Origin of the sequence: Bradyrhizobium cajani, from assembly GCF_009759665.1 — a bacterium.
GTDB lineage: Bacteria > Pseudomonadota > Alphaproteobacteria > Rhizobiales > Xanthobacteraceae > Bradyrhizobium > Bradyrhizobium cajani.
On record NZ_WQNE01000005.1, the window covers coordinates 130,999 to 152,638 of the forward strand.

Here is a 21,640-nt window from a genome sequence, read left to right on the forward strand (position 1 = left end):
CATCGTTCTTCCGTGGTTCAACGTTTCAATCGAAGGCCAAAAATCCCGGCTTGCCCGCAATCGGCGGCTGGCGGGTGAGCCAGGTGATGTCGGGAAGCGGACGTGCAGTATCCGGATTGGCCGCAAGCACCGCCTCGATCTCGCGCGCCACCGCGAGCGTTGCGAGATCGCCGCCGCGCGGGCCGATCACCTGGATGCCGAACGGCAGCCCTGCGCCGTCGCGGCCTGCCGGAATCGCCACCGTGGGATGCCCGACATTGGTGACGGCATAGGCGAGCGCGAGCCAGTGGAAGTAGCTCTTGGTCGGCCGGCCGTCGATCTCGGCCGGATAGAGTTCTGACCACGGCCTTGGGCTGATGGTGACGGTGGGGGCGATGATGAAATCGTGGCCGGCGAAAAACGTTTGCCAGCGCCGGTAGAGCTCGGTCTGCATCGCAAGCGCGCGCGCGACGTCGGCGGCGGAATAGCCGAGCCCCTCGGCGACGTTGTCGCGAACGTTGGGCCCGACCTTGTCCGGATGCTTTTCCACGAGCTCGCGGTGGCGGCCGAGGAAGGCGACGGCGCGCAAGATGCTGAACACCTCGTCCGCGCCGGTGCAATCAGGATGGGTCCATTCGACGCTGCGAAACGCCGATTCAAACGAGCTGACCTTGCCTTTGAAGGTGCTCGCAATCGCCCGCTCGGTCGGCGCAAAGCCGAAATCGGCGGTCGCGGCGATGCGCAAACTCGAGAGATCGGCGCGCGGCGGATTGCGATAGAACTCGGGCGCCGGCGCGCCGCCGGCATGCAGGATCGCCGACAGCGGATCGCGGGCATCGCGATCCAGCATGCAGGACAGCATGAGGCAGGCGTCGGATACGGTTCTTGCCATCGGTCCGAGCTGCGAGATCTGCAACCAGGCCATGTTGCGGCTGTTGCTTGCGATCAGTCCGGGTGACGGCCGAAAGCCGACCACGCCGCAGAACGATGCGGGATTGCGCACCGAGCCGCCGGTATCGGATCCGGTCGCGAGCGGCACCATGCCGGTTGCGAGCGCAACCGCCGATCCGCCGGACGAGCCGGCGGCGGATCGATCAGGATCGAAGGGATTGCCGGTCGCGCCATACACGGCGTTGCGCGTATTGCCGCCGGCACCCCATTCCGGAACGTTGGTCTTGCCGATGACGATCGCCCCCTCGCGCTTGAGCATCGCGACGATGGCCTCGTCCTGCCTGGCAACATTGTCGGCAAACAGCACGCTGCCAAAACTGGTCGGCAACCCCTCGGCGTCGATCAGATCCTTGACGCCGAGCGGCAGGCCGTGCACGGCGCCAAGCGTATCACCGCGCATGACGGCGGCCTCGCGCTCGCGCGCCGTCTTGCGCGCGGTCTCGAAGGAGCGCGCAACCACGGCGTTGACCGCCGGATCGATCGCCTCGATGCGGCGGATGCAACTATCCGTCAGCTCGACGGGCGAGAGCTTGCGTTGGCCGATCAGCGCGCGGGCCGCGACCGCCGACAGATCGCATGGTTCGGTCATCATGTGTCTGCTTGTTCCGGACCCGGCGGGCCCTGCCGGCCCTCGTGTCCGGGGCCACAGACTCATGATGCCGCAATCGGCCTCGCGTGCCAAGCCGTCCACTTCAAGCCTACCACCCCTCCAGCACGATCTTGCCGCGCGACTTGCCGCTCTCGAGCAGCGCGTGCGCGCGCTTGAGATTGGCCGCGTTGATCGTGCCAAAGGTCTGGTCGAGTGTGGTGCGCAAGACGCCCTTGTCGATGAGGTCGGCGACGTCGCCCAGCAGATGATGCTGCGCGATCATGTCCGGCGTCTGGAACGAGGAGCGCGTGAACATCGATTCCCAATGCACCGAGATCGCCTTGCCCTTGAACGTGCTCATGGCAAATTCCGGCGGATCGTCGATCAGGCCGAACTTGCCCTGCGGTGCCATGAACTCGGCGATCGATTTGTAGTGCTGGTCGGTGAAGGTGAGGCTCGCCACCAGCGCAACCGGCGGCAGCTTCAAGCTCTCGATCTGCTCCTTCATCGGCTTGCCGTGGTCGATCACCGCATGCGCGCCGAGGCCGAGGCACCATTTTTGCGACTCCGGCCGCGTCGCGGTGGCGAGCACCGTCAGCCCGGTGAGGCGGCGGGCGAGCTGGATCAGGATCGAGCCGACGCCGCCGGCGCCGCCCGTGATCAGCAGCGTGCGCGGATCGACGCTCTTGCCTGGGACCGCGCCGAGACGGTCGAACAGCAATTCCCATGCAGTGATGGAGGTGAGGGGGAGCGCTGCGGCTTGCGCGAACGACAGGTTCTTCGGCTTGTTGCCGACGATGCGCTCGTCGACCAGGTGATATTCCGAATTGGTGCCCTGGCGCAGGATCGAGCCGGCGTAGAACACTTCATCACCCGCCTTGAACAGCGTGACGTCGGGGCCGACGGCATCGACCACGCCGGCTGCGTCATAGCCCAAGATCTTGGTCTCGCCTTCGGGCGGGGCGGCGCGCTTGCGCACCTTGTAATCGACCGGATTGGCCGAGATCGCCTTCACCGCGACGCGGATGTCGCGGCCCCCGGGCTCGGGCTTTGCGGTCTCGAAGTCGATCAGTGAATTCGCGTCCTCGATCGGAAGCGATTTCTTGTAGCCGATGGCCTTCATGGCTGGTCTCCATCAGATGGCGTGTCGCTGTAACTGTCGCGCTGGCTCCGGTTTGGCAAGTACTGTAAATTCGGGGATATAGTCCCTGTTTGGATACTATTGGGAAAACACGCATGAAACGGCGCAATTTCGCCCGGCGTCCCGGCTGTTCGGTCGAGGCCACGCTGGACCTGATCGACGGCAAATGGAAGGGCGTGATCCTCTATCACCTCCAGAGCGGCACCCAGCGGTTCGGGGAACTGCGCCGCCGGATGCCCGGCATCACCCAGCGCATGCTGACGAAGCAGCTTCGCGCGCTGGAGGAGGACAAGCTCGTCATCCGCAAGGTCTATGCGGAGGTGCCTCCGCGCGTGGAGTATTGCCTCTCCGAGTTAGGTGAGAGCCTCAGGCCGGTGATCGATATCCTCAAGGCCTGGGGCGAGAGCCATCAGCAGCGGCTGTCCTGCGCGCCGCCGCCGGTGGTCGTGAAGAAGCCGAAGCGCGCGGCGTAATTTTTCAGCGAAGCTGGCGCCGCACTCCCGGTGTCGTCCCTGCGAACGCAGGGACCCATAACCCCAGGAAGAGGTTTTGGCGCGAGCTGGCGACTCCGAGCTCTCGCGAAGACGGATACGGCAGCTGGAGGTCCCGGGTTCGCGCTTCGCGCGCCCCGGGACGACAGCTGTGTCTCAGAACGCGAACTGCGTGCGCAACGCGACGGCGTCGAACTTCGAGCCCACGTCCGCCGTCGAGAGGGCCGACGCCTGCTTGGAGACCGTGCCATGCAGATAGTCCAGCATGAAGCGGACGTTGCCGTTGACGTACCAGTTCAGTGCCAGCGTGTAGACGTTCTGCCGCCCGCCGGCGATGCCGTTGGCGGTTGCGAGCTGGTCGTTGAGATCGATCGTCGAGAAGCGACCCGCGATCTCCCACGCGCCCCAGCCGCCGCCGTCGAGCGAGAACGGATGCGCCGGCTTGACGCCGTTATAGGCCGCGCTCGATGCGTTGTAGGTCCGGCCTTCACCCGTCAGCACATAGCCTGCCTGGGCGTAACCGCCCTGGAATTTGAGGCTCGGTGCGCCCACGAGCGGCACGCCGGTGTTGGCGGTGCGGTCGACATTGTACCAGAAGTACTCGCCCTGAACGATGAACGGCCCGTAGGTCGCCGCGGCCTCGACGCTGTAGACCTGCGCGCCCGAGACGTTGGCCATCGCGCCGGTCGACACCAGTGTGGTCGGGTCGAGACGCAATTCCGGACGGTCGCTGAGCGTGAGCGTCTGCGTGTTGGCGATCAGATTGCGCGGCGGCTGGATCAGCCATTGCGCATCGGCGCCGATATGCACCGAGTAGTCCTTGCCGCTGATCGGGTTGCCGGCGACACGCGCCACGGCGCCGTATTGCTCGCTCGTGCCGGGCGGCGTCGCGCTTGAGGCGGAATGGATCGCGCCGGTCGACGGTCCGGTGGCATAGCCGCCGATCCAGAGCTGGTCGTTGAACCAGCGCGCACCGGCTGCGGAGCGGAAATCGCCGGCGCCGATGTTGGTCGCGACCACGCCGGGCGAAGCGCGCTCCATGAACATGATGTCGTTGGAGCTCGTGGCCTCGTCCATGGTGTAGGGCAGGTCCATGATGCCGGCCTCGATCGCCATCCGTCCGCCGAACGGCTTCAGGCCGGTGTAGCTGAGATAGGCGTTCTCGACGCCCGACACGCCGCCGCCCGGCAGCGAACCGGCCGCCGCGCCGCCGAAGCCGTCCGAGCTGCCGCCGAAGTCGTAGACCAGCGCGAAGTTCCAGTCGTTGAAGAACTTGCCGACGAGGCCGATGCGCGCGCGGCGGACGTTCTGGCCGCTGTCGAGCTTCTGCGGCACGGTAGCCGCTGTGTTCGGGCGATAGTCGTAGCCGCCGACATCCCAATGCAGGCGGCTGGTGATGGCGACGCAGTTGGCCTGGTCGGCGGTGCAGATGGTCGGCCGGTTGTTCGGCATGGTGACGACCACGCCGGACGCCGGCGCCGGGCCCTTGACCGGAACAGCCGCGTTCGCATTGGCCACGACCGCCTTCGCCTCCGAGCGCGCTTCGGCCTTGGCCTCAGCCTTCGCTTCGGCCCTGGTCTTTGCCGCGGCCGCGGTGTTCGCCGCGGTCTGGCTCTGGAGCTTGTCGAGCTTCTGCTCCAGCATCTTCAGCTGCTGCTTCAGCAGCGCGATCTCCTGCTCGCTGCTGCTTGTCGATTGGGCCTGGGCCTGCGAGGCCGCCAGTGCACCGGCGAGACCAATCGCCGTGGCTGCAAGTCTTGTCCTGCTCACGTCATGACTCCATCGTTTGACGAACTTCCCCAAGTCGCTCGCGGAGAGCCTAGATGTGATCGATGACTGCCCCGCGACGCTGCGCCCGGTTGCGCGGTTCCCACTGATGCCAATTCGCCGCAACCGAATCCGCTTCTCACTACAATGCTGGATGACGCGCATCATGCCAATCCATCATGCCGGCAGATTGCCATTTCGCACGCTGGACTTGCATGCCGGGCACACCGGAAAAGGGCCTGAATAATACCGCTTGCCGCCCTTCTATTGGCGCGCGAACGCGCTTATATTCCGGCGTCTTTTCCGAGAGGTATGAATGTTTCGATCGATCCGTGCCGCCGTTATCACGGCATTGTGCATGACGTTTTCAGCCCACTTCAATCCGGCCGCCGCACAGGACCGCCGTGTTCCGTCCTCGCCGGCCGAGCTGCGGCTGTCCTATGCGCCGATCGTGCAGCGGGTGCAGCCGGCGGTCGTCAACGTCTATGCCGCCAAGGTCGTGCAGAACCGCAATCCGCTGCTTGACGACCCGATCTTCCGCCGCTTCTTCGGCGTGCCGGGCCAGCAGCCCGAGCAGATGCAGCGCTCGCTCGGTTCGGGCGTCATCGTCGATGCTTCCGGCCTCGTCGTCACCAACGTCCACGTCATCGAGGGTGCCGACCAGGTCAAGGTGTCGCTGTCGGACAAGCGCGAGTTCGAGGCCGAGATCCTGCTGAAGGATCCACGCACCGATCTCGCCGTGCTGCGTATGAAGGATACGAAGGAAAAGTTTCCGACCCTCGACTTCACCAATTCGGACGAACTGCTGGTCGGCGATGTCGTGCTCGCCATCGGCAATCCCTTCGGCGTCGGCCAGACCGTGACCCACGGCATCATCTCGGCGCTGGCGCGCACGCAGGTCGGCATCACCGACTACCAGTTCTTCATCCAGACCGATGCGGCGATCAATCCCGGCAATTCCGGCGGTGCGCTGGTCGACATGAACGGCAGGCTCGCCGGCATCAACACCGCGATCTATTCGCGCTCGGGCGGCTCGCAAGGCATCGGCTTTGCGATCCCCGCCAACATGGTGCGCGTCGTCGTCGCCTCCGCCAAGAGCGGCGGCAAGGCGGTGAAGCGGCCATGGCTCGGCGCCAGATTGCAGGCGGTCACGCCCGAGATCGCCGAAAGCCTCGGCCTGCGTTCGCCGACCGGTGCGCTCGTCGCAAGCGTGGTATCGAATGGCCCCGCGGCGAAGGCCGGCCTGAAATCCTCCGACCTCATCACCGGGATCGACGGCCAGACCGTCGACGATCCCAACGCCTTCGACTACCGCTTCGCGACGCGTCCGCTCGGCGGCACCGCGCAGATCGACGTGCAGCGCGGCGGCAAGCCGGTGAAGCTGACGGTGGCGCTGGAGACGGCGCCCGATACGGGACGCAACGAGCTCGTCGTCACCGCGCGCTCGCCGTTCCAGGGTGCGAAGGTCTCGACCATCACGCCGGCGGTCGCCGACGAACTGCATCTCGACGCCGACACCGAAGGCGTCGTGATCACCGATCTCGGCGGCGACAGTGCGGCCGCCAGTGTCGGCTTCCAGAAGGGCGACATCATCCTGGCCGTCAACAACCAGAAGATCAGCAAGACCGTCGACCTCGAGAAGGCCGCGGGCGAGCGCCCGCGGCTCTGGCGCATCACGGTGGTGCGCGGCGGTCAGCAGATCAACGTCACGCTGGGCGGATGAGTTCGAAACGACCACAGGAGACGCCAACTCTGTTTGCCGCGGCGGGGCTCGATCACGATGCTCCGCATCCGCTGCCGGACCGGCTGCGCCCGCGCAGCCTGTCCGAGGTGGTCGGGCAGGACCACATCCTCGGCCCCGACGGCGCGCTGACGCGCATGCTGGAGACGCGCACGCTCGGCTCGCTGGTGTTCTGGGGACCGCCCGGCACCGGCAAGACCACGGTGGCGCGGCTGCTGGCCGATGCGACCGATCTGCATTTCGAGCAGATCTCCGCGGTGTTCTCCGGCGTCGCCGATCTCAAGAAGGCCTTCGATGCCGCGCGAGCCCGCCGCGAGATGGGCAAGGGCACGCTGCTGTTCGTCGACGAGGTGCACAGATTCAACCGCGCCCAGCAGGATTCGTTTCTGCCGGTGATGGAGGACGGCACGGTCGTCATGGTCGGCGCCACCACCGAGAACCCGTCCTTCGAGCTCAACGCGGCGCTTCTGTCGCGCGCGCGGGTGCTGGTGTTTCGCTCGCTCGATGCCGCCGCGATCGAAAAGCTGTTCGCGCATGCCGAGGCGGTGGAGGGCCGCAAGCTGCCGCTCGATGCCGAGGCGCGCGCGGTGCTGGTGCGGATGGCCGACGGCGACGGACGGGCATCGCTGACGCTCGCGGAGGAAGTCTGGCGCGCCGCGCGCAAGGACGAGATCTTCAATGCCGCGCAGTTGCAGGAGATCCTGCAGCGCCGCGCGCCGATCTACGACAAATCGGCCGACGGCCATTACAACCTGATCTCGGCGCTGCATAAGTCGGTGCGCGGCTCCGATCCCGATGCCGCGCTCTATTACCTCGCGCGCATGCTCGATGCCGGCGAGGACCCGCTGTTCCTGGCGCGCCGCGTCGTGCGCATGGCGGTGGAGGACATCGGCCTTGCCGATCCGCAGGCGCTCGTCATCGCCAATGCCGCGAAAGACGCCTTCGACTTCCTCGGCCATCCCGAAGGCGAGCTCGCCATCGCGCAGGCCGTGGTCTATCTCGCCACCGCGCCGAAATCGAACGCGGTCTACACCGCCTTCGGCACGGCGATGCAGGTTGCCAAGCAGGCCGGCTCGTTGCTGCCGCCAAAACACATCCTCAATTCGCCGACCAAGCTGATGAAGTCGGAAGGCTACGGCTCCGGTTACGCATACGACCACGACGCCCCGGATGCCTTTTCCGGCCAGGACTACTTCCCGGAAGCCCTGGGCCGCCAGACCTTCTACGACCCGCCCGAGCGCGGCTTCGAGCGCGAGATCCGCAAGCGGCTGGATTACTGGGCCAAGCTGCGCAAGGAGCGGGGCGGCTCGCGCTAGAAACGGCCATTTCGTCGTGACGGGAGCCGGCTTTTAGGGTACGCAGGCAACCATGAGCCGCCGCATCAAGAGAACCGATCCAAAGCCCCGTTCGCGCGACGAGCGCAAGGAGGCGCGTCCGTTCAAGGCGCGCAGCGCGAAGACGACCGGCCCGCGTCCTGGCGGCAAGCCCGGCTCGAAGCCGCCGCGTTTTGCGGGCGAGCGCGCCGAGCGGCGTGCCCCCAAAGCTGCGCCGGAAAGGGCTGCGCCGGCAAAGCCGGTCGAGGAATTGCTGCCGACCAAGGTGCAGACCGTCACGGTGACGGCCGACGAGAACAACATGCGCGTCGACCGATTCCTGGAAGCGCGCTTCCCCGGGCTGTCGTTCTCCCACATCCAGCGCGTCGTCCGCAAAGGCGAGCTGCGCGTCGACGGCAAGCGCGTCGACAGCAAAGACCGCCTGGAGGAGGGGCAGAGCGTCCGCATTCCGCCGCTGAAGATCGACACGCCGAAGGCGCCCGGTGCGCTCTCGGAAGCGGCGCAGAAAACGCTGGCCGCGCTGAAGGAGATGACGATCTGGGAGGACGACGACGTTCTCGTCCTGAACAAGCCGGCCGGCCTTGCCGTGCAGGGCGGCTCGGGCATGACGCGGCACATCGACCAGATGCTGGAGGTGATGCGCGATTCCAAGGGTCAGAAGCCGCGCCTCGTGCACCGCATCGACCGGGAGACGTCGGGTTGTCTGTTGATCGCCAAGACGCGCTTTGCCGCCTCGCATCTGACCGGCGCGTTCCGCTCGCGTTCGGCGCGGAAGGTCTATTGGGCGCTGGTGCCGGGTTTGCCGAAGCCGAAGCAGGGCCGCATCTCGACCTTCCTTGCGAAGGAGGAAGGCGAGGACGACACCATCATGCGCATCGCTCAGCACGGCGACGAGGGCGCGAGTCACGCGGTGACCTATTACGCGGTGGTCGAGACCGCCGGCAACAAGCTGACCTGGGTGTCGCTGAAGCCGGTGACCGGCCGCACCCACCAGCTGCGCGCCCACATGGAGCATATCGGCCATCCCATCGTCGGCGATCCCAAATATTTCAACATCGAGAACTGGCAGCTGCCGGGCGGCCTGCAAAACCGCCTGCATCTCCTGGCGCGCCGCATCGTCATCCCGCATCCGCGCGGCGGCGTGATCGACGCCACCGCGCCGCTGCCGCCGCACATGCAACAGTCGTGGAACCTACTCGGTCTCGACGCGACCAGATTTGATCCGATCGAGAACGCGCCTGAAGAATGATCGGGTTGAATGGGGCGGCGGAAGCACGATATGTGCCCCATGAAACGGCTCTCGACCTCCCTCGTGATTCTGATCGCGTTGCTCGCGGGGCACGTCGCCAAGGCGCAATACGTGCTGCCGGGCGCCTCGCGGTTCAATCCGCCGCCGCCTTCGCCGCCACCGCCGCCCAGGATCGAGGTGCCGAAGGTCCCGAAATTCGACGCGCCGCTGCGCTACAATTACCAACCGCTCCCGCGCAATTCGTTCAGCGACCGCATCTCGAAGTGTCTCGACGATGCTGCAGGCGCCGGTCTGGGCCCCGCCGACCGCGACACCTATGCGCGCAGTTGCGCGAATTAGGACCCTAATTCCGAAACTGCTCCAGAAACATCCGCAAGCTGTCATGCGGGCTTTCGACGTCCGTGATCAGCCAGCCCTCGGGGCCGTTGACCAGGATGAAGTTCAGCGTGACCGGCCGGCCGCGATTGTCGAAACTGGCCGCAACATAGGTCTTGTCGTATTGCCTGCGGATGACCGCAATCGTGACCGGGCCGAGCTTCCAGCTCGGGCTCTGCACCAGGAAATCATAGGGCTCGGTCCTTGGCGCGCTCCAGGCCCTGCGCAGGCTCGGGTCGAAGAATTGCCGGGTGGTGGCGGCGTCCCGCGGCAGGCCTTTTGAAAGCTCCGGCGCACCCTGGCCATAATGGGCGTAGACGTTGCGCACGAGCGATTCCGGGGTGCGGAAGCCGGCGTCCGCCGCGGCCAGCCCCAATCCGGCGAACAGGGCTGTAACGCCCGCAAGTTCCCTCATGCCTGCCGCTCGCTTTATCCGCCGCCGGTCTTATCTTACAAGCCTAGAGCATGATCCGGGAAAGTGTGCAGCGGTTTTCCGAAAGATCATGCTCAAACAATAACCTAAAGCGCGATGACGATTCATCCCAATCTCATCGCGCTTTAGCGAGCGGAGCCGAAAAACGTCAGATGCGCGAATTGTTCGATGAAGCTGCGGGGCAGTCCCCGCTCGATCCGCACGAGGCGGCCCGCCAGTCCGCGCGCGCGCCCCAGCGCAAGCGCTTCTACAAGGAGGCTGGTGTTGCCGAGGCCGAGGGCGGCTTCGCCATCACGCTCGACGGCAAGCCGATCCGCACGCCCTCCGGTCGCCAGGTGGTGATCCCCGCGCGTGCGCTGGCCGATGCGGTGGCGGCGGAATGGGCGGCGCAAGGCGAGACGATCGACCCCGTCACAATGCCGCTGACACGGATCGCCAACAGCGTGGTCGAGGGCGTGATCGACCGTGTCGATCTCGTCAGCGACGATCTCGCAAAATACTTCCAGTCCGATCTGTTGTTCTATCGCGCCGGCCATCCGGAAGCGCTGGTCGCCCGCGAGGCCGCGCATTGGGACCCCGTGCTGTTCTGGGCGGCGGAGGGGCTGGGTGCGCATTTCATCCTGTCCGAAGGCATCATGCACGTGAAGCAGCCCGACGAGGCGGTCCGGGCCGCCCGCGCCGCGCTGCCCGGCGACGCCTGGTCGGTCGCGGCGCTCCACGTGGTCACGACCCTGACCGGCTCGGCGCTCCTGGCGCTGGCGCTGGTCCACGGCGTGCGCGATGCCGACCAGGTCTGGGCCGCAGCCCATGTCGATGAGGACTGGAACATCGATCAATGGGGCGTGGACGAAGAGGCAGCCGGCCGCCGCGCCGCTCGCGCGCGGGATTTCGAGGCCGCCGTGGCGGTGCTGGCGGCGGTCAAGCCGCTCCGGGCCGAAGGTCCTTAACGAGAGGTTTACGACGGCGGCCTTAGGGTGGGGCCAGCGTTCCCCCGGGCCCTTCGCTATGCCGACGCAGATAAGCTCGATCGTTCCCGTCCGTGCTGCCAGCCCCGCGGCTGATGCGGCGACGCCGGACCTCGTGCTGCAGGTCGACAGCGTCGTCGACGCCAGGGTCGTCAGCGTGCTCGCCGACAATCTGGTGCGGATCGCGATCGCAAATCTCTCCCTCGACGTGATGTCGGAGGTGGCGCTGTCGCCGGGGCAAAATCTCCAGCTCGCGGTGTCGCGGAATGACGGCGCCATCCGACTTGCCGTCGTGGGGGCAGGTGGGGCGGCGGCCGATCAGGTCACGCTGACGCCGACCGCGGCCGCGTTGGTGGACAGCCCGTCGCTTGCACCGTCCGCCAATACGGCGCGCAACACGTTGACGCCTGCGGAGCAGGTCGCCGTCGCCGCGGCTTCGGCCGAGGCCGTGACGAAGCAGGGCAGCCAGGCGCAGCTGTTTGCCAATCTGGCCGCCGTCGTGACCGGCAGCGACCTGCCGGCGGGGCTGAAGCAGGCCGTGCTGGACGTTCTGGCGCAGCAGACGCCGCTCAATGCGCAGCTCGAAGGCGGCGATATCGAATCCGCCTTGCAGAAGTCCGGATTGTTCCTCGAGGCGTCGCTGGCCGCGGGCACGACGCCGTCATCCGGCACGATGCCCGATCTGAAGGCCGCGTTGCTGGTGCTGAGGCAGACACTGGCAACGACGTCCGGTGCGCTGCAAAGCGACGTACCGCAGGCGCCGGTGCAAGGCGCTGCGCTTGCCGCGAACGCCACGCCGCAGGCGGCAAGCCCGCCGGCTCAGCCTGCTGGCGCGAGCACGCAGGCGATGGTGCCATCTCCCGACGGCGGAATCTCCCAGATACCGCGCAACGCCACACTCGCGGCTGCCGTGCTGGCTGACACCGCCGCCGGCGTCTCGCAGGCCGCGGTACCGCGGACCATGTCCGCAGGCCTTGCTGCGAGCCTCCTGCAAGAGGTCACGCAGAACCTGCCGCGCATGTTCGGCAACGTGCCCGGCTCCAACAAGGCCGTGCCGGATGGCCACCTCTTCGAGGCCGCCGCGCGCGCCACACCACCGCCGTTCCGCGGTGCGCTGCCGGCGCCCCAGTCCATCGCCTCGGCATCGCTTGCGTCTGACACGCCGCTCGCTGCAACCGTGCACCGTCTGCTCGACGATACCGACGCCGCGATCGCGCGACAGACATTGTTGCAGGTCGCTTCGCTGCCTGATCGCACCGATGCCTCCGGACATCGCATCGATCCCGCCGTGCCGCAGTGGAATTTCGAGATTCCCTTCGCAACCCCGCAGGGCACCGCGATGGCGCAGTTCGAGATCTCGCGCGACGGCGGTAACGAGTCCGCCGATTCCGCCGCGCGTGCCTGGCGCGCGCGCTTCTCGCTCAATGTCGAGCCCGCCGGCCCCGTGCATGCGCTGATCACGCTGAACGGCGACAAGACCTTCGTGCGGATGTGGGCGGAGCGGCCGGCGACTGCGCAGCAGCTCCGCGCCGGAATCGGTGAACTCAATCAGGCCCTGACGAGGGCCGAGCTCAAGCCGGGCGACATCGTGGTCCGCGACGGCACGCCGCCGCAGCCCGCGCCGGCCCGTGCCGGCCACTTTCTGGATCGCGCCACATGAGCGACCCATCCAAGCTTGCGATTGCCCTGCATTACGAGAAGGGCAACAACGCGCCGGTTGTCGTCGCCAAGGGCAAGGGCGCGGTCGGCGAAAAGATCGTCGAGATCGCCAAGGCGCACGACATTCCGATCGAGGAAAACGAGATCCTGGCCGGCGCGCTCTCCAAGGTCGAGCTTGGCGATGAGATCCCGCCGGACCTCTACAAGGCCGTCGCCGAGGTGCTGGTGTTCGTGCTGCGGCTGTCGGGCCGGGGGCGCTAGAGCATGATCCGGAGACGTGTGCAGCGGTTCTCCGGAAAGATCATGCTCGAGAAATAGCTGTCATCGTTTCACCAGATATCGGCGGCATTGTCGCGGCCAATCTCATGATTGATCGGATACCGCACTTGCTCACCCGCCGTTCCACCCTCGGCCTTTTTGCCGCAGCCGCCACCCTGCCGTCACGTGCGTTCGCCCATGTCGCGCCGCCGCGCAACGAAATCCGCGACAGCCTCGCAAAACGCTTCACCGACCTCGGCTCGGCCGGCACTTTCGTCGGGTACAAGGTCGAGGACTATCTGATCGTCGCCAGCGACAAGGAGCGATCAGGCGAAGCGAAGCTCCCGGCCTCGACCTTCAAGATTCCGAACTCGCTGATCGCGCTGGAGACCGGGGTGGTCGCTGATCCCGACAAGGACGTGTTTCCCTGGGATGGCGTGAAGCGGCCGATCGAGGCCTGGAACAAGGATCACACGCTGCGCAGCGCAATCGCCGTGAGCGCAGTGCCGGTCTATCAGGAGATCGCCCGGCGCATCGGCCAGGAGCGCATGCAAAAGTACGTCGATCTGTTCGACTACGGCAATCGCGATATCGGCGGCGGCATCGACCAGTTCTGGCTTACCGGAGCGTTGCGCATCGATCCCATCGAGCAGATCGATTTCGTCGACCGGCTGCGCCGCCGTGCACTGCCGATCTCAAAGCGCAGCCAGGATATCGTCGCTGACATCCTGCCGGTGACCAAGGTCGGCGACAGCGTCATCCGCGCCAAGTCCGGCCTCTTGGGCGCCGAGCGCGGCGAGCCGTCGCTGGGCTGGATGGTCGGCTGGGCCGAGAAGGGCGAAGCCCACACCGTGTTCGCGCTCAACATGGATTGCAAGGAGCCGCGCCTCGTCGGCGAGCGCATGCCGCTGACGCAAGCCTGCCTTGCCGAGATCGGCGCGATCTAGCGCTACCGCGCTGGCGGAAAAGACAGTGCCGCCGGGCCCCAAAGGGCGTCATGCCCGGGCTTGTCCCTGGCATCCACGTTCTTGGTGCCGCGGGCGAGCCGTGGATGGCCGGGACAAGCCCGGCCATGACGCTGTGGAATCTTCAGCGCGCCCAAGCTCCCATGTGTTGTGCGATCGTCCGCCGCCTATCCCAGCTTGAACAGCGCCTGGCAGCCTCAGGTCTTGTCGGCCTTCTTCGTCGTCAGCGCCTGGTCGATCGCAAAGCCGCCGATCTCGCTCATGGCCTGCGAGATCACGTCGCTGTTTCTGGCAAAGCCGCTCGACAGATAGTCGAACTGCGTCCGCGCCAGCCGCAGCACCTCGATCGGCACCGAGACGACGGTCTCGTTGAAGCTGTCGACGGAAGCGCGCAGCGTCTCCAGCTCGCCTGTGAGCTTGCCGATATGGCTCTCCGCGTGCGTCATCAGGCCGAGCAGCTTGCCGCGCTCGGCCTCGAACGCGGCACGCTCGGCCGCCGCCGCCGCGGTGACCTCGGCAAGCTGGGTCCGCAGCGCCGCGATCTGGCCGACCATGGCGTCGGACGCAAGCTCGGCGGCCTCGCGCAGCTCGGCGCTGCGCATGCTCTGGACCTGCTGCTCGTGATAGAGCCGCTCGGCCGACATCGCGCGCTGCGCCAGCGACTCGATCAGTGCGGCCGCACGCAGCAGCATCTCGCCGTTGCGCCCCGACACCATGCTGGCCATGCGCCGCAGGAAATCGATCGTCTCGGACGATGGATTCGGCGGCAGGGGGACGACCGTCGCGGACATGAGGTGATGCTTGCAGCCAGACGTGATGGACCGCCGCCGTACCGACTGGGCTCACGCAACATTCGGCGCCTGATCGCAAGTCCGGAGCAAGCCTGAATCGGCTGGCCCGGTCAACCGGACCGGCCGCCAAATTTGCGGGCAGCGCGCGGCCGTCAGGTGTCTTTCTGCCGTCCGATCCGCCCGAGATGGGTGAAGCCGTATCCGGCGGAATATTTCAACCCATAGCCGAGTGCCCGGTCGATGCCGATATGAGCGAGCCAGATCAAGGCGATGGACAGAGTGAGCGGCGAGGCGAGGCCGAAGCCCAGCGTCAGCAGCGTCACCGGCGCCATGTAGCTGTGGGCGGCGTTGTAGACCATCGCGCCGAACCGGGCGTCGGACAGGTATGCCAGGAAGCTCAAATCCGGGACGAAGAAGAGCAGGGCGAACACCAGCCACGAGCCATCCCAGGCCGCGTAGAGCATCACCATGCCTGCGAACAGGGTCAGGCCCTCCAGGCGGAGCAAGATGTTGACGCCGCCTGTCGCAGCCCCGGTTTCGGCAGATCTCTCGTCCATGTCGTCTCCAGGCAAAACTTTGTAATTCCTTGCGCTTTCACGCTGCGGCAAGGCAGCCCTGCGGGGCCGAAAGGGCGCTTTCCGGCCCGCAAAATGCCGTGTTAGAACCCCGCATCACTTAAGACCTGGCGGGAGCAAATGAAACACATCCTGGACGCCCTTGAAGATCGTCGTGCCGGCGCAAAGCTCGGCGGCGGGGAGAAGCGCATCGAGGCGCAGCATGCCCGCGGCAAGCTGACCGCGCGCGAGCGCATCGAGCTGCTGCTCGACAAGGGATCGTTCGAGGAATTCGACATGTTCGTCGAGCACCGCTCCACCGAGTTCGGCATGGAGAAGACCAAGGTGCCCGGCGACGGCGTCGTCACCGGCTGGGGCACCGTCAACGGCCGCAAGACCTTTGTGTTCGCCAAGGACTTTACCGTGTTCGGCGGCTCGCTGTCCGAGACGCACGCGCTGAAGATCACGAAGTTGCAGGACATGGCGATGAAGGCGCGGGCGCCCATCATCGGCCTCTATGACGCGGGCGGCGCGCGCATCCAGGAGGGCGTCGCCGCGCTCGCCGGCTATTCCTACGTGTTCCGCCGCAACGTGCTCGCCTCGGGCGTGATCCCGCAGATCTCCGTCATCATGGGCCCCTGCGCCGGCGGCGACGTCTATTCGCCGGCCATGACCGACTTCATCTTCATGGTGAAGAACACCAGCTACATGTTCGTCACCGGCCCGGACGTCGTGAAGACCGTCACCAACGAGGTCGTCACGGCGGAAGAGCTCGGCGGCGCCTCGGTGCACGCGACGCGCTCCTCGATCGCCGACGGCGCCTTCGAGAACGACGTCGAGACGCTGCTCCAGATGCGCCGCCTGATCGACTTCCTGCCGTCCAACAACACCGACGGCGTGCCGGAATGGCCGAGCTTCGACGATATCGGCCGCGTCGACATGTCCCTGGACACACTGATCCCCGACAATCCGAACAAGCCCTACGACATGAAGGAGCTGATCCTGAAGGTCGTGGACGAGGGCGATTTCTTCGAGATCGCGGAGGCCTTCGCCAAGAACATCGTCACCGGTTTCGGCCGCATCGCGGGCCGCACCGTCGGCTTCGTCGCCAACCAGCCGATGGTGCTGGCCGGCGTGCTCGACTCTGATGCCTCGCGCAAGGCCGCGCGCTTCGTCCGTTTCTGTGACGCCTTCAACATCCCGATCGTCACCTTCGTCGACGTGCCGGGCTTCTTGCCGGGCACCGCGCAGGAATATGGCGGCCTGATCAAGCACGGCGCAAAACTCCTGTTCGCCTATTCGCAGTGCACCGTGCCGCTGGTCACCATCATCACCCGCAAGGCCTATGGCGGTGCCTTCGACGTCATGGCGTCCAAGGAGATCGGCGCCGACATGAACTACGCCTGGCCGAGCGCCCAGATCGCCGTCATGGGCGCCAAGGGCGCGGTCGAGATCATCTTCCGCAGTGACATCGGCGACCCCGACAAGATCGCCGCCCGCACCAAGGAATACGAAGACCGCTTCCTGTCCCCCTTCATCGCCGCCGAGCGCGGCTACATCGACGACGTCATCATGCCGCATTCGACGCGGAAGCGGATCGCGCGGGCGCTGGCGATGCTCAAGGACAAGAAGACGGAAATGCCGGCAAAGAAGCACGACAATTTGCCGTTGTGAGGTCACGTAGCCCGGATGAGCCAACGGGTCGGCGCAAAGCGCCGCCCGATGACAGGCTCCGCGACATCCGGGTCTTTGCCCAGTTCCCGCATGTCGCTGCGCTCATGCGGGCTAACAATTTCTTCTGATTTGGCATCCTCGATCCAATGACCGAAGACGATCCGACCGACGAAATCTCCGACATCGAAGATCGGATCGAGGCTTTGGCCGAGATCGCCGAGCGGTGCCGGAAATATATTCTAGCATCCAAGATCGCGATCGGCGGCGGAGGGGCGCTGCTGCTGATCACGATCCTCGGCCTGTTGGGGGCAGGGCAGACCGCGGCCCTCGGCTCGATCGCCCTGGTGCTGGGCGGGATCGTGTCGCTGGGCTCGAACGTCAGTACCTTGCGGCAGACCGACGCCGCGATCAGCGCGGCGGAGCTGCGCCGCCTGGAGCTGATCGGCAGGATCGATCTTCGTCTGGTCGCTGATGCGCCCATGAAGCTGATGTGAAGCGGCTTGCAATCGCCTGCCGCAGGCCTACCATGACTGGCGTTGGACCCTTGAAGGAGCGCAGCCATGGAACTCACCGTGGTGCCCATCGTCAAGCCGGACACCGCCAACTTCATCTTTGGGCAGTCGCATTTCATCAAGACCGTGGAAGACCTCCACGAAGCGCTGGTCGGCGCGGTGCCGGGCATCCGCTTCGGGCTCGCCTTCTGCGAGGCCTCCGGCAAGCGGCTGGTGCGCTGGTCGGGGAACGACGAACCTGCTCTCACCCTCGCGCGCGACAACGCATTGGCCATCGGCGCCGGACACACGTTCCTGATCTTCCTGGGTGACGGATTCTTTCCCGTCAACGTGCTGGCTGCGGTCCGCGCGGTGCCGGAGGTCTGCCGCATCTATTGTGCGACGGCCAATCCGACACAGGTGATCGTCGCGCAAACGGACCTCGGCCGCGGCGTGCTCGGCGTGGTGGATGGCAACTCGCCACTCGGCATTGAGACCGACGCGGACATTGCGTGGCGGAAAGACCTGCTGCGAAAGATCGGCTACAAGCTGTAGCGACTGGATACCGGTCATCGATCGATTCCATTCGTTGCGCGCAGGCGGTCGACGCAAATTGCGTACCTCGTGGAGGACGCACGATGATGAAGGCCTTGCTGCACGTGCTTGCCATGGTTGTCGCGGCGTGGGAGGCGGCCGCACAGGGCGCCCCGCAGGACGACCAATGCGTCCGCGAACGCGCCGCCATGGTCGAAACCATCCGGGCCTATGCCCGGTCCGCCGGAAGTGGCTTGGGTCCGCAAGGCCTGCCGGAGAGGGTGCTTGAGGCGATGGCACAAACCAAACGCCATCTGTTCATCCCCGAGCGATCCTGCGCGATCGCCTACGCCGACAGCCCGGTACCGATAGGCCTCGGCCAGACCATATCGCAGCCCTACATCGTGGCCCTGATGACAGCGTTGGCCGAGGTCGCGCCCGATCAAATTGTGCTCGAAGTCGGCACGGGTTCGGGCTACCAGGCCGCAATCCTCGCGCGACTGGCGCGAAAGGTCTGCACCATCGAGATCATCCCGCAATTGGCCGAGACCGCCACGAAGACACTGAGAGACCTCGCGTATGACAACGTCAGCGTCAGGCTTGGCGACGGCTACGATGGCTGGCCCGAATGCGGTCCGTTTGACGCCATCATCGTCACGGCCGCGCTCGGTCATGTGCCGCCGCGATTGATCGAGCAGCTCAAATTGGGTGGTCGACTCGTCATGCCGGTGGGAGCTGGTTACAGCACCCAGCAGCTCACGATCGTCGAAAAAACTGCACCCGGCAAGACGACGACGCGCGCCGTTGCCCTCGTGCGTTTTGTCCCCTTTACGCGTCCACAGAACTAGATGCGCAACGGTCGAGCGCGAACGCGTAAGGCAGGTTCGACGAAGCCGTAACGCGCCGCCTTCCTGACGGCAGATGGGCGGATTGCGCTAACGCCAATCCGCCCTGCGGCTGCGAAGCGTGTGCCTCGTCTACGCAGCCTTGTTCTGCTGCCTCATGGCCTCCGCCGCACGCTTCTTCAGCTCGGCCGGAGATACATCCTCGATATGGGTGCCGATGTGCCAGCGGTTGCCGGCGGGATCCGTCACGCCACCGCTGCGGTCGCCGTAAAATTGATCGGCCGGCTCCATCACCGACGTGCCGCCGGCCTTGAGCGCCTTCTGATAGACTGCATCCACGTTCGGTACGTAGAGATAAAGCATCGTGGATGTTGCTTGTGCGCGCTCCGAGGAATCGGAAATCATGACGATGGAATTTCCGATTTTGAACTCCGCATGTCCAACCTTGCCATCCGGCCGCATCAGCGGCTCGAAGACCGGTTGGGCTCCAAAAGCGTCTTTCATGAAGTGGATGACCTTCTCCGCACCATCGACGACGAGATAGGGCGTGACGGTGTGGTATCCCTCGGGAACCGGTTTTACTTTGGTTGCCATGGCTGCCTCTTCTGGTTTGATGGATTTGATCCATGCAGGACGACCCAGCCCGCCTCGTACCGTGTCCGGAATCTTCGGCCCGGTCTTTGAACAAAGTATGACAGCCGGTGCGCCGCGCTGCGATGCGTCAATGCCTGTCCGCCGCTAGGTTCCTTGGCTTTTACGTGCCGCATCCGCTGCGGCGAAATGCGCCATCTGGTCCGCGCGCGCCTTGACGAAGGCCGGTCGGGCCGTGGCGCGTGCGACGTAGTTGTGGCAGGCCGGGTGTTCAGCCAATCCATCGAAGCGATCGACGAGGCGCAGCACGTCCGACATCAGGATGTCGGCGACGGAGAAGGAGCCCGCCAGCCATTCGCGGCCGGCCAGCACCGTCTCCATGCGCTTGAGGCGGAGCCTGAGGAAATCGTCGAGAAATTTCCACGCGGGTGTGTCGTTCGCATTGCCGGTGAACTTGAGAAGCGCCCAGGGCAGGCTGGCCATCTCCACCGAATTGAGCGCGGCGAACACCCACTTTGTCGCCTCGCTGCGGCCGCGCGGATCGGTCGGCATCAGCTCGGCGTTGCGCTCGCCGAAATGCAGCAGGATCGCGCCGGTTTCGAAGATCGAGAGGTCGCCATCGGTCAGCCACGGCACCTGGCCGAACGGCTGGTGCGCGAAATGCTCGGCGCCGCGGTCGCCGAACGGCACGCTCGCGACGCGATAGGGCAAGGCGGCTTCTTCCAGTGCCCAGCGCACGCGAACGTCGCGCACGAAGCCGCGCGGCATCTCGGGAACCCAGTCGAAGGTGAAGAGTGTAAGGTTGGCCATGCGGTGTCTCCATGTCCCGTTCGAAGCAAAGGACGAACGAACGGCGCGCGTTCCGACATCGGTGCCAACTCTTTTTTGGGCGCCGGCGATTTAAGCGGCTAGTCTTTCCCCAAACAACAGGAGGAACCCCGATGCCGTCAGCCTTCTTCGTCGTCCGCGCCACCGTCACCGACGCCAGCAAGCGCGCCGCCTTCGACACATGGTACGAGACGGAACATGTGCCCGACGCGGTGGAAGCATTCGGCGTGAGCAAGGCCTGGCGGTTCTGGAGCCTGGATGATCCCTCGCTGCACCAGGCGATGTATCAGTTCGATGACGAGGAGAAGCTTGCCGCGATGCTGAAGGGTGACGCGCTGAAGCGCCTGACGGCCGACTTCAACCGCGACTGGCCCGATGTGAAGCGCACGCGCGAGACGCTGGTGCTGGCGCAGGCATTCGCGGCGTGAATGCGTGATTCAAGCCGCGCTGCTCCGCAAATGACGTCACGACAAAACTCGGACGCGCGATTCAGCTTCGGTTCATGTCGGCCCGTCGACACTTCTCTCTGCATCACAGGCACGATGATCCAAGAGGAAAGATGTCATGGAACGCCGGAACTTTTTGAAGCTCGCACTGGGCGTGACTGCGGGAGCCGCCGCTTTCGCTGCGACCGCACAGGCCGCGCCGCTGCCGCCGCAGCCGCTTGGCGGCCCGGCCGGGAAGCCGGATGTCGATGCACATCAGGCGGTCACGACCAGCGAGGAAGCTGCGCAGCTCCAGCCGGAGCAGGTGCACTGGCGTGGGCGCGGCCGTCATTGGGGCTGGCGGCATCGGCACTGGCGCCATCGGCATTGGGGCTGGCGTCGTCGCCACTGGCATCGCCGCCGTTACTGGTAATCTCGCGCCGGTCGGGCTTGAACGGGGATCGCGGCTTGCGGTCTCCGTTTTCGATTCCAGCTCGGCGAGGAATACTTGGCAACAGTTCCAAAAGAAAATGGCCGCGCAGGTTGATCCTGCGCGGCCACTCAGTAACGCGAAAAGACGAGATCAGAACGGGCGGCAGCGGCCGGCGTACCAGCGGAAGCCATAGGGGCAGACGCGTGCGCGCGGCACGACGACGACGGGAGCCGGGGCGACCACCACCGGGGCGGGGCGCACGACGACCGCACCGCGCATCGGGCGGCAGCCGCCATAGGCGCCACGATACCAGCCCGGGCCGCAGCCGCCGGCGGCGCTGGCCGCCTCGCTGAAACCAACGATCGCGCTGGCGAGCATGACGGCGGCAAACAGATATTTCATTTGATCTTCCTTCTCGTCTTTGGGGGCAAGTCTTTGGAGGCAAGTCTTGGGAGCAAGTCTTGGGAGCAAGTCTTGGGAGGCAAGTCTTTAGGGGGGCAAGTTCTTGGAGGTTTTGGCGCTTGCGGCGCACAATGAATCAAAAGGCACGATTCGACACGTTAAATCTGAGGAGAAA

General features: G+C 65.7%; 24 protein-coding genes. 15 read left to right on the forward strand and 9 right to left on the reverse strand.

Translation table 11 applies throughout. The features are described from left to right. Positions 1-25 precede the first annotated feature (25 nt). On the reverse strand, positions 26-1,519 hold the full coding sequence (locus GPL20_RS08960) for an amidase (protein WP_157329382.1): 1,494 nt from the start codon (positions 1,517-1,519) through the stop codon (positions 26-28). Between the two features lie 109 nt (positions 1,520-1,628). Then, positions 1,629-2,642, reverse strand: a complete 1,014-nt coding sequence (locus GPL20_RS08965) for a zinc-binding alcohol dehydrogenase family protein (RefSeq protein WP_157329218.1) — start codon at positions 2,640-2,642, stop codon at positions 1,629-1,631. Positions 2,643-2,755: 113 nt separating this feature from the next. Here GPL20_RS08965 and GPL20_RS08970 point away from each other — a divergent pair, with 113 nt between their 5' ends. After that, the gene (locus GPL20_RS08970; protein WP_157329219.1) at positions 2,756-3,133 is read left to right on the forward strand and encodes a winged helix-turn-helix transcriptional regulator; all 378 of its coding nucleotides are present in this window, start codon (positions 2,756-2,758) and stop codon (positions 3,131-3,133) included. A gap of 174 nt (positions 3,134-3,307) precedes the next feature. Here the strand turns inward: GPL20_RS08970 and GPL20_RS08975 are convergent, their stop codons facing one another. Continuing rightward, the gene (locus GPL20_RS08975) at positions 3,308-4,921 is read right to left on the reverse strand and encodes an OprO/OprP family phosphate-selective porin (protein WP_254125885.1); all 1,614 of its coding nucleotides are present in this window, start codon (positions 4,919-4,921) and stop codon (positions 3,308-3,310) included. Positions 4,922-5,234: 313 nt separating this feature from the next. Here GPL20_RS08975 and GPL20_RS08980 point away from each other — a divergent pair, with 313 nt between their 5' ends. Genes GPL20_RS08980 through GPL20_RS08995 form a run of 4 tightly spaced genes read left to right on the forward strand, consistent with a single transcriptional unit; the run spans position 5,235 to position 9,581 of the window. Then, positions 5,235-6,641, forward strand: coding sequence for a DegQ family serine endoprotease (locus GPL20_RS08980; protein WP_167532947.1), 1,407 nt, complete (start codon positions 5,235-5,237; stop codon positions 6,639-6,641). After that, on the forward strand, positions 6,638-7,975 hold the full coding sequence (locus GPL20_RS08985) for a replication-associated recombination protein A (protein ID WP_157329221.1): 1,338 nt from the start codon (positions 6,638-6,640) through the stop codon (positions 7,973-7,975). Before GPL20_RS08980 ends, GPL20_RS08985 begins: the two co-directional genes overlap by 4 nt. 52 nt (positions 7,976-8,027) lie before the next feature. Beyond that, on the forward strand, positions 8,028-9,242 hold the full coding sequence (locus GPL20_RS08990; RefSeq protein ID WP_157329222.1) for an RluA family pseudouridine synthase: 1,215 nt from the start codon (positions 8,028-8,030) through the stop codon (positions 9,240-9,242). A 39-nt stretch (positions 9,243-9,281) separates the two neighbouring features. Then, positions 9,282-9,581: a hypothetical protein gene (locus tag GPL20_RS08995; RefSeq protein ID WP_157329223.1), complete on the forward strand. Its 300-nt coding sequence runs from the start codon at positions 9,282-9,284 to the stop codon at positions 9,579-9,581. Between the two features lie 4 nt (positions 9,582-9,585). On the opposite strand, the gene GPL20_RS09000 is transcribed toward GPL20_RS08995, so the two are convergent. Next, entirely contained in the window at positions 9,586-10,032 is a 447-nt protein-coding gene (locus GPL20_RS09000) for a hypothetical protein (RefSeq protein WP_157329224.1), read from the reverse strand. A gap of 170 nt (positions 10,033-10,202) precedes the next feature. On the opposite strand from GPL20_RS09000, the gene GPL20_RS09005 reads away from it, so the two are divergent. The 4 genes from GPL20_RS09005 to GPL20_RS09025 all read left to right on the forward strand — a co-directional run bounded on the left by GPL20_RS09005 (position 10,203) and on the right by GPL20_RS09025 (position 13,879). Next, positions 10,203-10,997 (forward strand): ATP12 family chaperone protein, encoded by a 795-nt coding sequence (locus tag GPL20_RS09005; RefSeq protein WP_157329225.1) that lies wholly within the window; start codon positions 10,203-10,205, stop codon positions 10,995-10,997. A gap of 58 nt (positions 10,998-11,055) precedes the next feature. Continuing rightward, on the forward strand, positions 11,056-12,675 hold the full coding sequence (gene fliK, locus GPL20_RS09015; protein ID WP_167532948.1) for a flagellar hook-length control protein FliK: 1,620 nt from the start codon (positions 11,056-11,058) through the stop codon (positions 12,673-12,675). Beyond that, positions 12,672-12,935 carry an EscU/YscU/HrcU family type III secretion system export apparatus switch protein gene (locus GPL20_RS09020; RefSeq protein WP_157329226.1) on the forward strand — a complete coding sequence of 88 codons (264 nt, stop codon included), beginning with the start codon at positions 12,672-12,674 and terminating at the stop codon, positions 12,933-12,935. The genes fliK and GPL20_RS09020 overlap by 4 nt, the downstream gene beginning before the upstream one ends. Before the next feature lie 104 nt (positions 12,936-13,039). Continuing rightward, a complete protein-coding gene (locus GPL20_RS09025; RefSeq protein WP_373568267.1) occupies positions 13,040-13,879 on the forward strand; it encodes a penicillin-binding transpeptidase domain-containing protein in 840 nt (279 codons plus the stop codon). 215 nt (positions 13,880-14,094) lie between these two features. Here GPL20_RS09025 and GPL20_RS09030 read toward each other — a convergent pair whose 3' ends face one another. Together GPL20_RS09030 and GPL20_RS09035 are read right to left on the reverse strand one after the other, a co-directional pair. After that, the gene (locus GPL20_RS09030; RefSeq protein WP_157329228.1) at positions 14,095-14,688 is read right to left on the reverse strand and encodes a hypothetical protein; all 594 of its coding nucleotides are present in this window, start codon (positions 14,686-14,688) and stop codon (positions 14,095-14,097) included. Between the two features lie 152 nt (positions 14,689-14,840). Then, on the reverse strand, positions 14,841-15,245 hold the full coding sequence (locus GPL20_RS09035) for a DUF4260 domain-containing protein (protein WP_157329229.1): 405 nt from the start codon (positions 15,243-15,245) through the stop codon (positions 14,841-14,843). 138 nt (positions 15,246-15,383) lie between these two features. On the opposite strand from GPL20_RS09035, the gene GPL20_RS09040 reads away from it, so the two are divergent. The 4 genes from GPL20_RS09040 (at position 15,384) to GPL20_RS09055 (ending at position 18,789) form a co-directional block, all read left to right on the forward strand. Then, a complete protein-coding gene (locus tag GPL20_RS09040; RefSeq protein WP_157329230.1) occupies positions 15,384-16,916 on the forward strand; it encodes an acyl-CoA carboxylase subunit beta in 1,533 nt (510 codons plus the stop codon). 146 nt (positions 16,917-17,062) lie between these two features. After that, the gene (locus tag GPL20_RS09045; RefSeq protein ID WP_157329231.1) at positions 17,063-17,410 is read left to right on the forward strand and encodes a hypothetical protein; all 348 of its coding nucleotides are present in this window, start codon (positions 17,063-17,065) and stop codon (positions 17,408-17,410) included. A 66-nt stretch (positions 17,411-17,476) separates the two neighbouring features. After that, positions 17,477-17,962 carry an adenosine-specific kinase gene (locus GPL20_RS09050; RefSeq protein ID WP_157329232.1) on the forward strand — a complete coding sequence of 162 codons (486 nt, stop codon included), beginning with the start codon at positions 17,477-17,479 and terminating at the stop codon, positions 17,960-17,962. Positions 17,963-18,045: 83 nt separating this feature from the next. Beyond that, positions 18,046-18,789, forward strand: a complete 744-nt coding sequence (locus GPL20_RS09055; protein WP_246250186.1) for a protein-L-isoaspartate(D-aspartate) O-methyltransferase — start codon at positions 18,046-18,048, stop codon at positions 18,787-18,789. Positions 18,790-18,918: 129 nt separating this feature from the next. Here GPL20_RS09055 and GPL20_RS09060 read toward each other — a convergent pair whose 3' ends face one another. Next, positions 18,919-19,380, reverse strand: coding sequence for a VOC family protein (locus GPL20_RS09060; protein ID WP_157329233.1), 462 nt, complete (start codon positions 19,378-19,380; stop codon positions 18,919-18,921). Positions 19,381-19,524: 144 nt separating this feature from the next. After that, positions 19,525-20,187 carry a glutathione S-transferase family protein gene (locus tag GPL20_RS09065; RefSeq protein ID WP_157329234.1) on the reverse strand — a complete coding sequence of 221 codons (663 nt, stop codon included), beginning with the start codon at positions 20,185-20,187 and terminating at the stop codon, positions 19,525-19,527. A 131-nt stretch (positions 20,188-20,318) separates the two neighbouring features. On the opposite strand from GPL20_RS09065, the gene GPL20_RS09070 reads away from it, so the two are divergent. After that, positions 20,319-20,633: a hypothetical protein gene (locus tag GPL20_RS09070; RefSeq protein WP_157329235.1), complete on the forward strand. Its 315-nt coding sequence runs from the start codon at positions 20,319-20,321 to the stop codon at positions 20,631-20,633. A gap of 136 nt (positions 20,634-20,769) precedes the next feature. Then, positions 20,770-21,063: a twin-arginine translocation signal domain-containing protein gene (locus tag GPL20_RS09075; protein ID WP_157329236.1), complete on the forward strand. Its 294-nt coding sequence runs from the start codon at positions 20,770-20,772 to the stop codon at positions 21,061-21,063. 150 nt (positions 21,064-21,213) lie between these two features. Here the strand turns inward: GPL20_RS09075 and GPL20_RS09080 are convergent, their stop codons facing one another. After that, on the reverse strand, positions 21,214-21,465 hold the full coding sequence (locus GPL20_RS09080) for a GCG_CRPN prefix-to-repeats domain-containing protein (RefSeq protein WP_157329237.1): 252 nt from the start codon (positions 21,463-21,465) through the stop codon (positions 21,214-21,216). Between the last annotated feature and the right edge of the window lie 175 nt (positions 21,466-21,640).

Excerpts from the sequence above, each read along its gene's own strand:
- GPL20_RS08985 (WP_157329221.1), top strand. The coding sequence starts at position 6,638 with ATGAGTTCGAAACGACCACAGGAGACGCCAACTCTGTTTGCCGCGGCG.
- GPL20_RS09055 (WP_246250186.1), top strand. The coding sequence starts at position 18,046 with ATGATGAAGGCCTTGCTGCACGTGCTTGCCATGGTTGTCGCGGCGTGG.
- GPL20_RS09075 (WP_157329236.1), top strand. The coding sequence starts at position 20,770 with ATGGAACGCCGGAACTTTTTGAAGCTCGCACTGGGCGTGACTGCGGGA.
- GPL20_RS08995 (WP_157329223.1), top strand. The coding sequence starts at position 9,282 with ATGAAACGGCTCTCGACCTCCCTCGTGATTCTGATCGCGTTGCTCGCG.
- GPL20_RS09030 (WP_157329228.1), bottom strand. The coding sequence starts at position 14,688 with ATGTCCGCGACGGTCGTCCCCCTGCCGCCGAATCCATCGTCCGAGACG.
- GPL20_RS09025 (WP_373568267.1), top strand. The coding sequence starts at position 13,040 with ATGATTGATCGGATACCGCACTTGCTCACCCGCCGTTCCACCCTCGGC.
- GPL20_RS08960 (WP_157329382.1), bottom strand. The coding sequence starts at position 1,519 with ATGACCGAACCATGCGATCTGTCGGCGGTCGCGGCCCGCGCGCTGATC.
- GPL20_RS09070 (WP_157329235.1), top strand. The coding sequence starts at position 20,319 with ATGCCGTCAGCCTTCTTCGTCGTCCGCGCCACCGTCACCGACGCCAGC.
- GPL20_RS09035 (WP_157329229.1), bottom strand. The coding sequence starts at position 15,245 with ATGGACGAGAGATCTGCCGAAACCGGGGCTGCGACAGGCGGCGTCAAC.
- GPL20_RS09050 (WP_157329232.1), top strand. The coding sequence starts at position 17,477 with ATGGAACTCACCGTGGTGCCCATCGTCAAGCCGGACACCGCCAACTTC.
- GPL20_RS09040 (WP_157329230.1), top strand. The coding sequence starts at position 15,384 with ATGAAACACATCCTGGACGCCCTTGAAGATCGTCGTGCCGGCGCAAAG.
- GPL20_RS08990 (WP_157329222.1), top strand. The coding sequence starts at position 8,028 with ATGAGCCGCCGCATCAAGAGAACCGATCCAAAGCCCCGTTCGCGCGAC.
- GPL20_RS09080 (WP_157329237.1), bottom strand. The coding sequence starts at position 21,465 with ATGAAATATCTGTTTGCCGCCGTCATGCTCGCCAGCGCGATCGTTGGT.
- GPL20_RS09005 (WP_157329225.1), top strand. The coding sequence starts at position 10,203 with ATGCGCGAATTGTTCGATGAAGCTGCGGGGCAGTCCCCGCTCGATCCG.
- fliK (WP_167532948.1), top strand. The coding sequence starts at position 11,056 with ATGCCGACGCAGATAAGCTCGATCGTTCCCGTCCGTGCTGCCAGCCCC.
- GPL20_RS09000 (WP_157329224.1), bottom strand. The coding sequence starts at position 10,032 with ATGAGGGAACTTGCGGGCGTTACAGCCCTGTTCGCCGGATTGGGGCTG.
- GPL20_RS08970 (WP_157329219.1), top strand. The coding sequence starts at position 2,756 with ATGAAACGGCGCAATTTCGCCCGGCGTCCCGGCTGTTCGGTCGAGGCC.
- GPL20_RS09065 (WP_157329234.1), bottom strand. The coding sequence starts at position 20,187 with ATGGCCAACCTTACACTCTTCACCTTCGACTGGGTTCCCGAGATGCCG.
- GPL20_RS08980 (WP_167532947.1), top strand. The coding sequence starts at position 5,235 with ATGTTTCGATCGATCCGTGCCGCCGTTATCACGGCATTGTGCATGACG.
- GPL20_RS09045 (WP_157329231.1), top strand. The coding sequence starts at position 17,063 with ATGACCGAAGACGATCCGACCGACGAAATCTCCGACATCGAAGATCGG.
- GPL20_RS09020 (WP_157329226.1), top strand. The coding sequence starts at position 12,672 with ATGAGCGACCCATCCAAGCTTGCGATTGCCCTGCATTACGAGAAGGGC.
- GPL20_RS08965 (WP_157329218.1), bottom strand. The coding sequence starts at position 2,642 with ATGAAGGCCATCGGCTACAAGAAATCGCTTCCGATCGAGGACGCGAAT.
- GPL20_RS09060 (WP_157329233.1), bottom strand. The coding sequence starts at position 19,380 with ATGGCAACCAAAGTAAAACCGGTTCCCGAGGGATACCACACCGTCACG.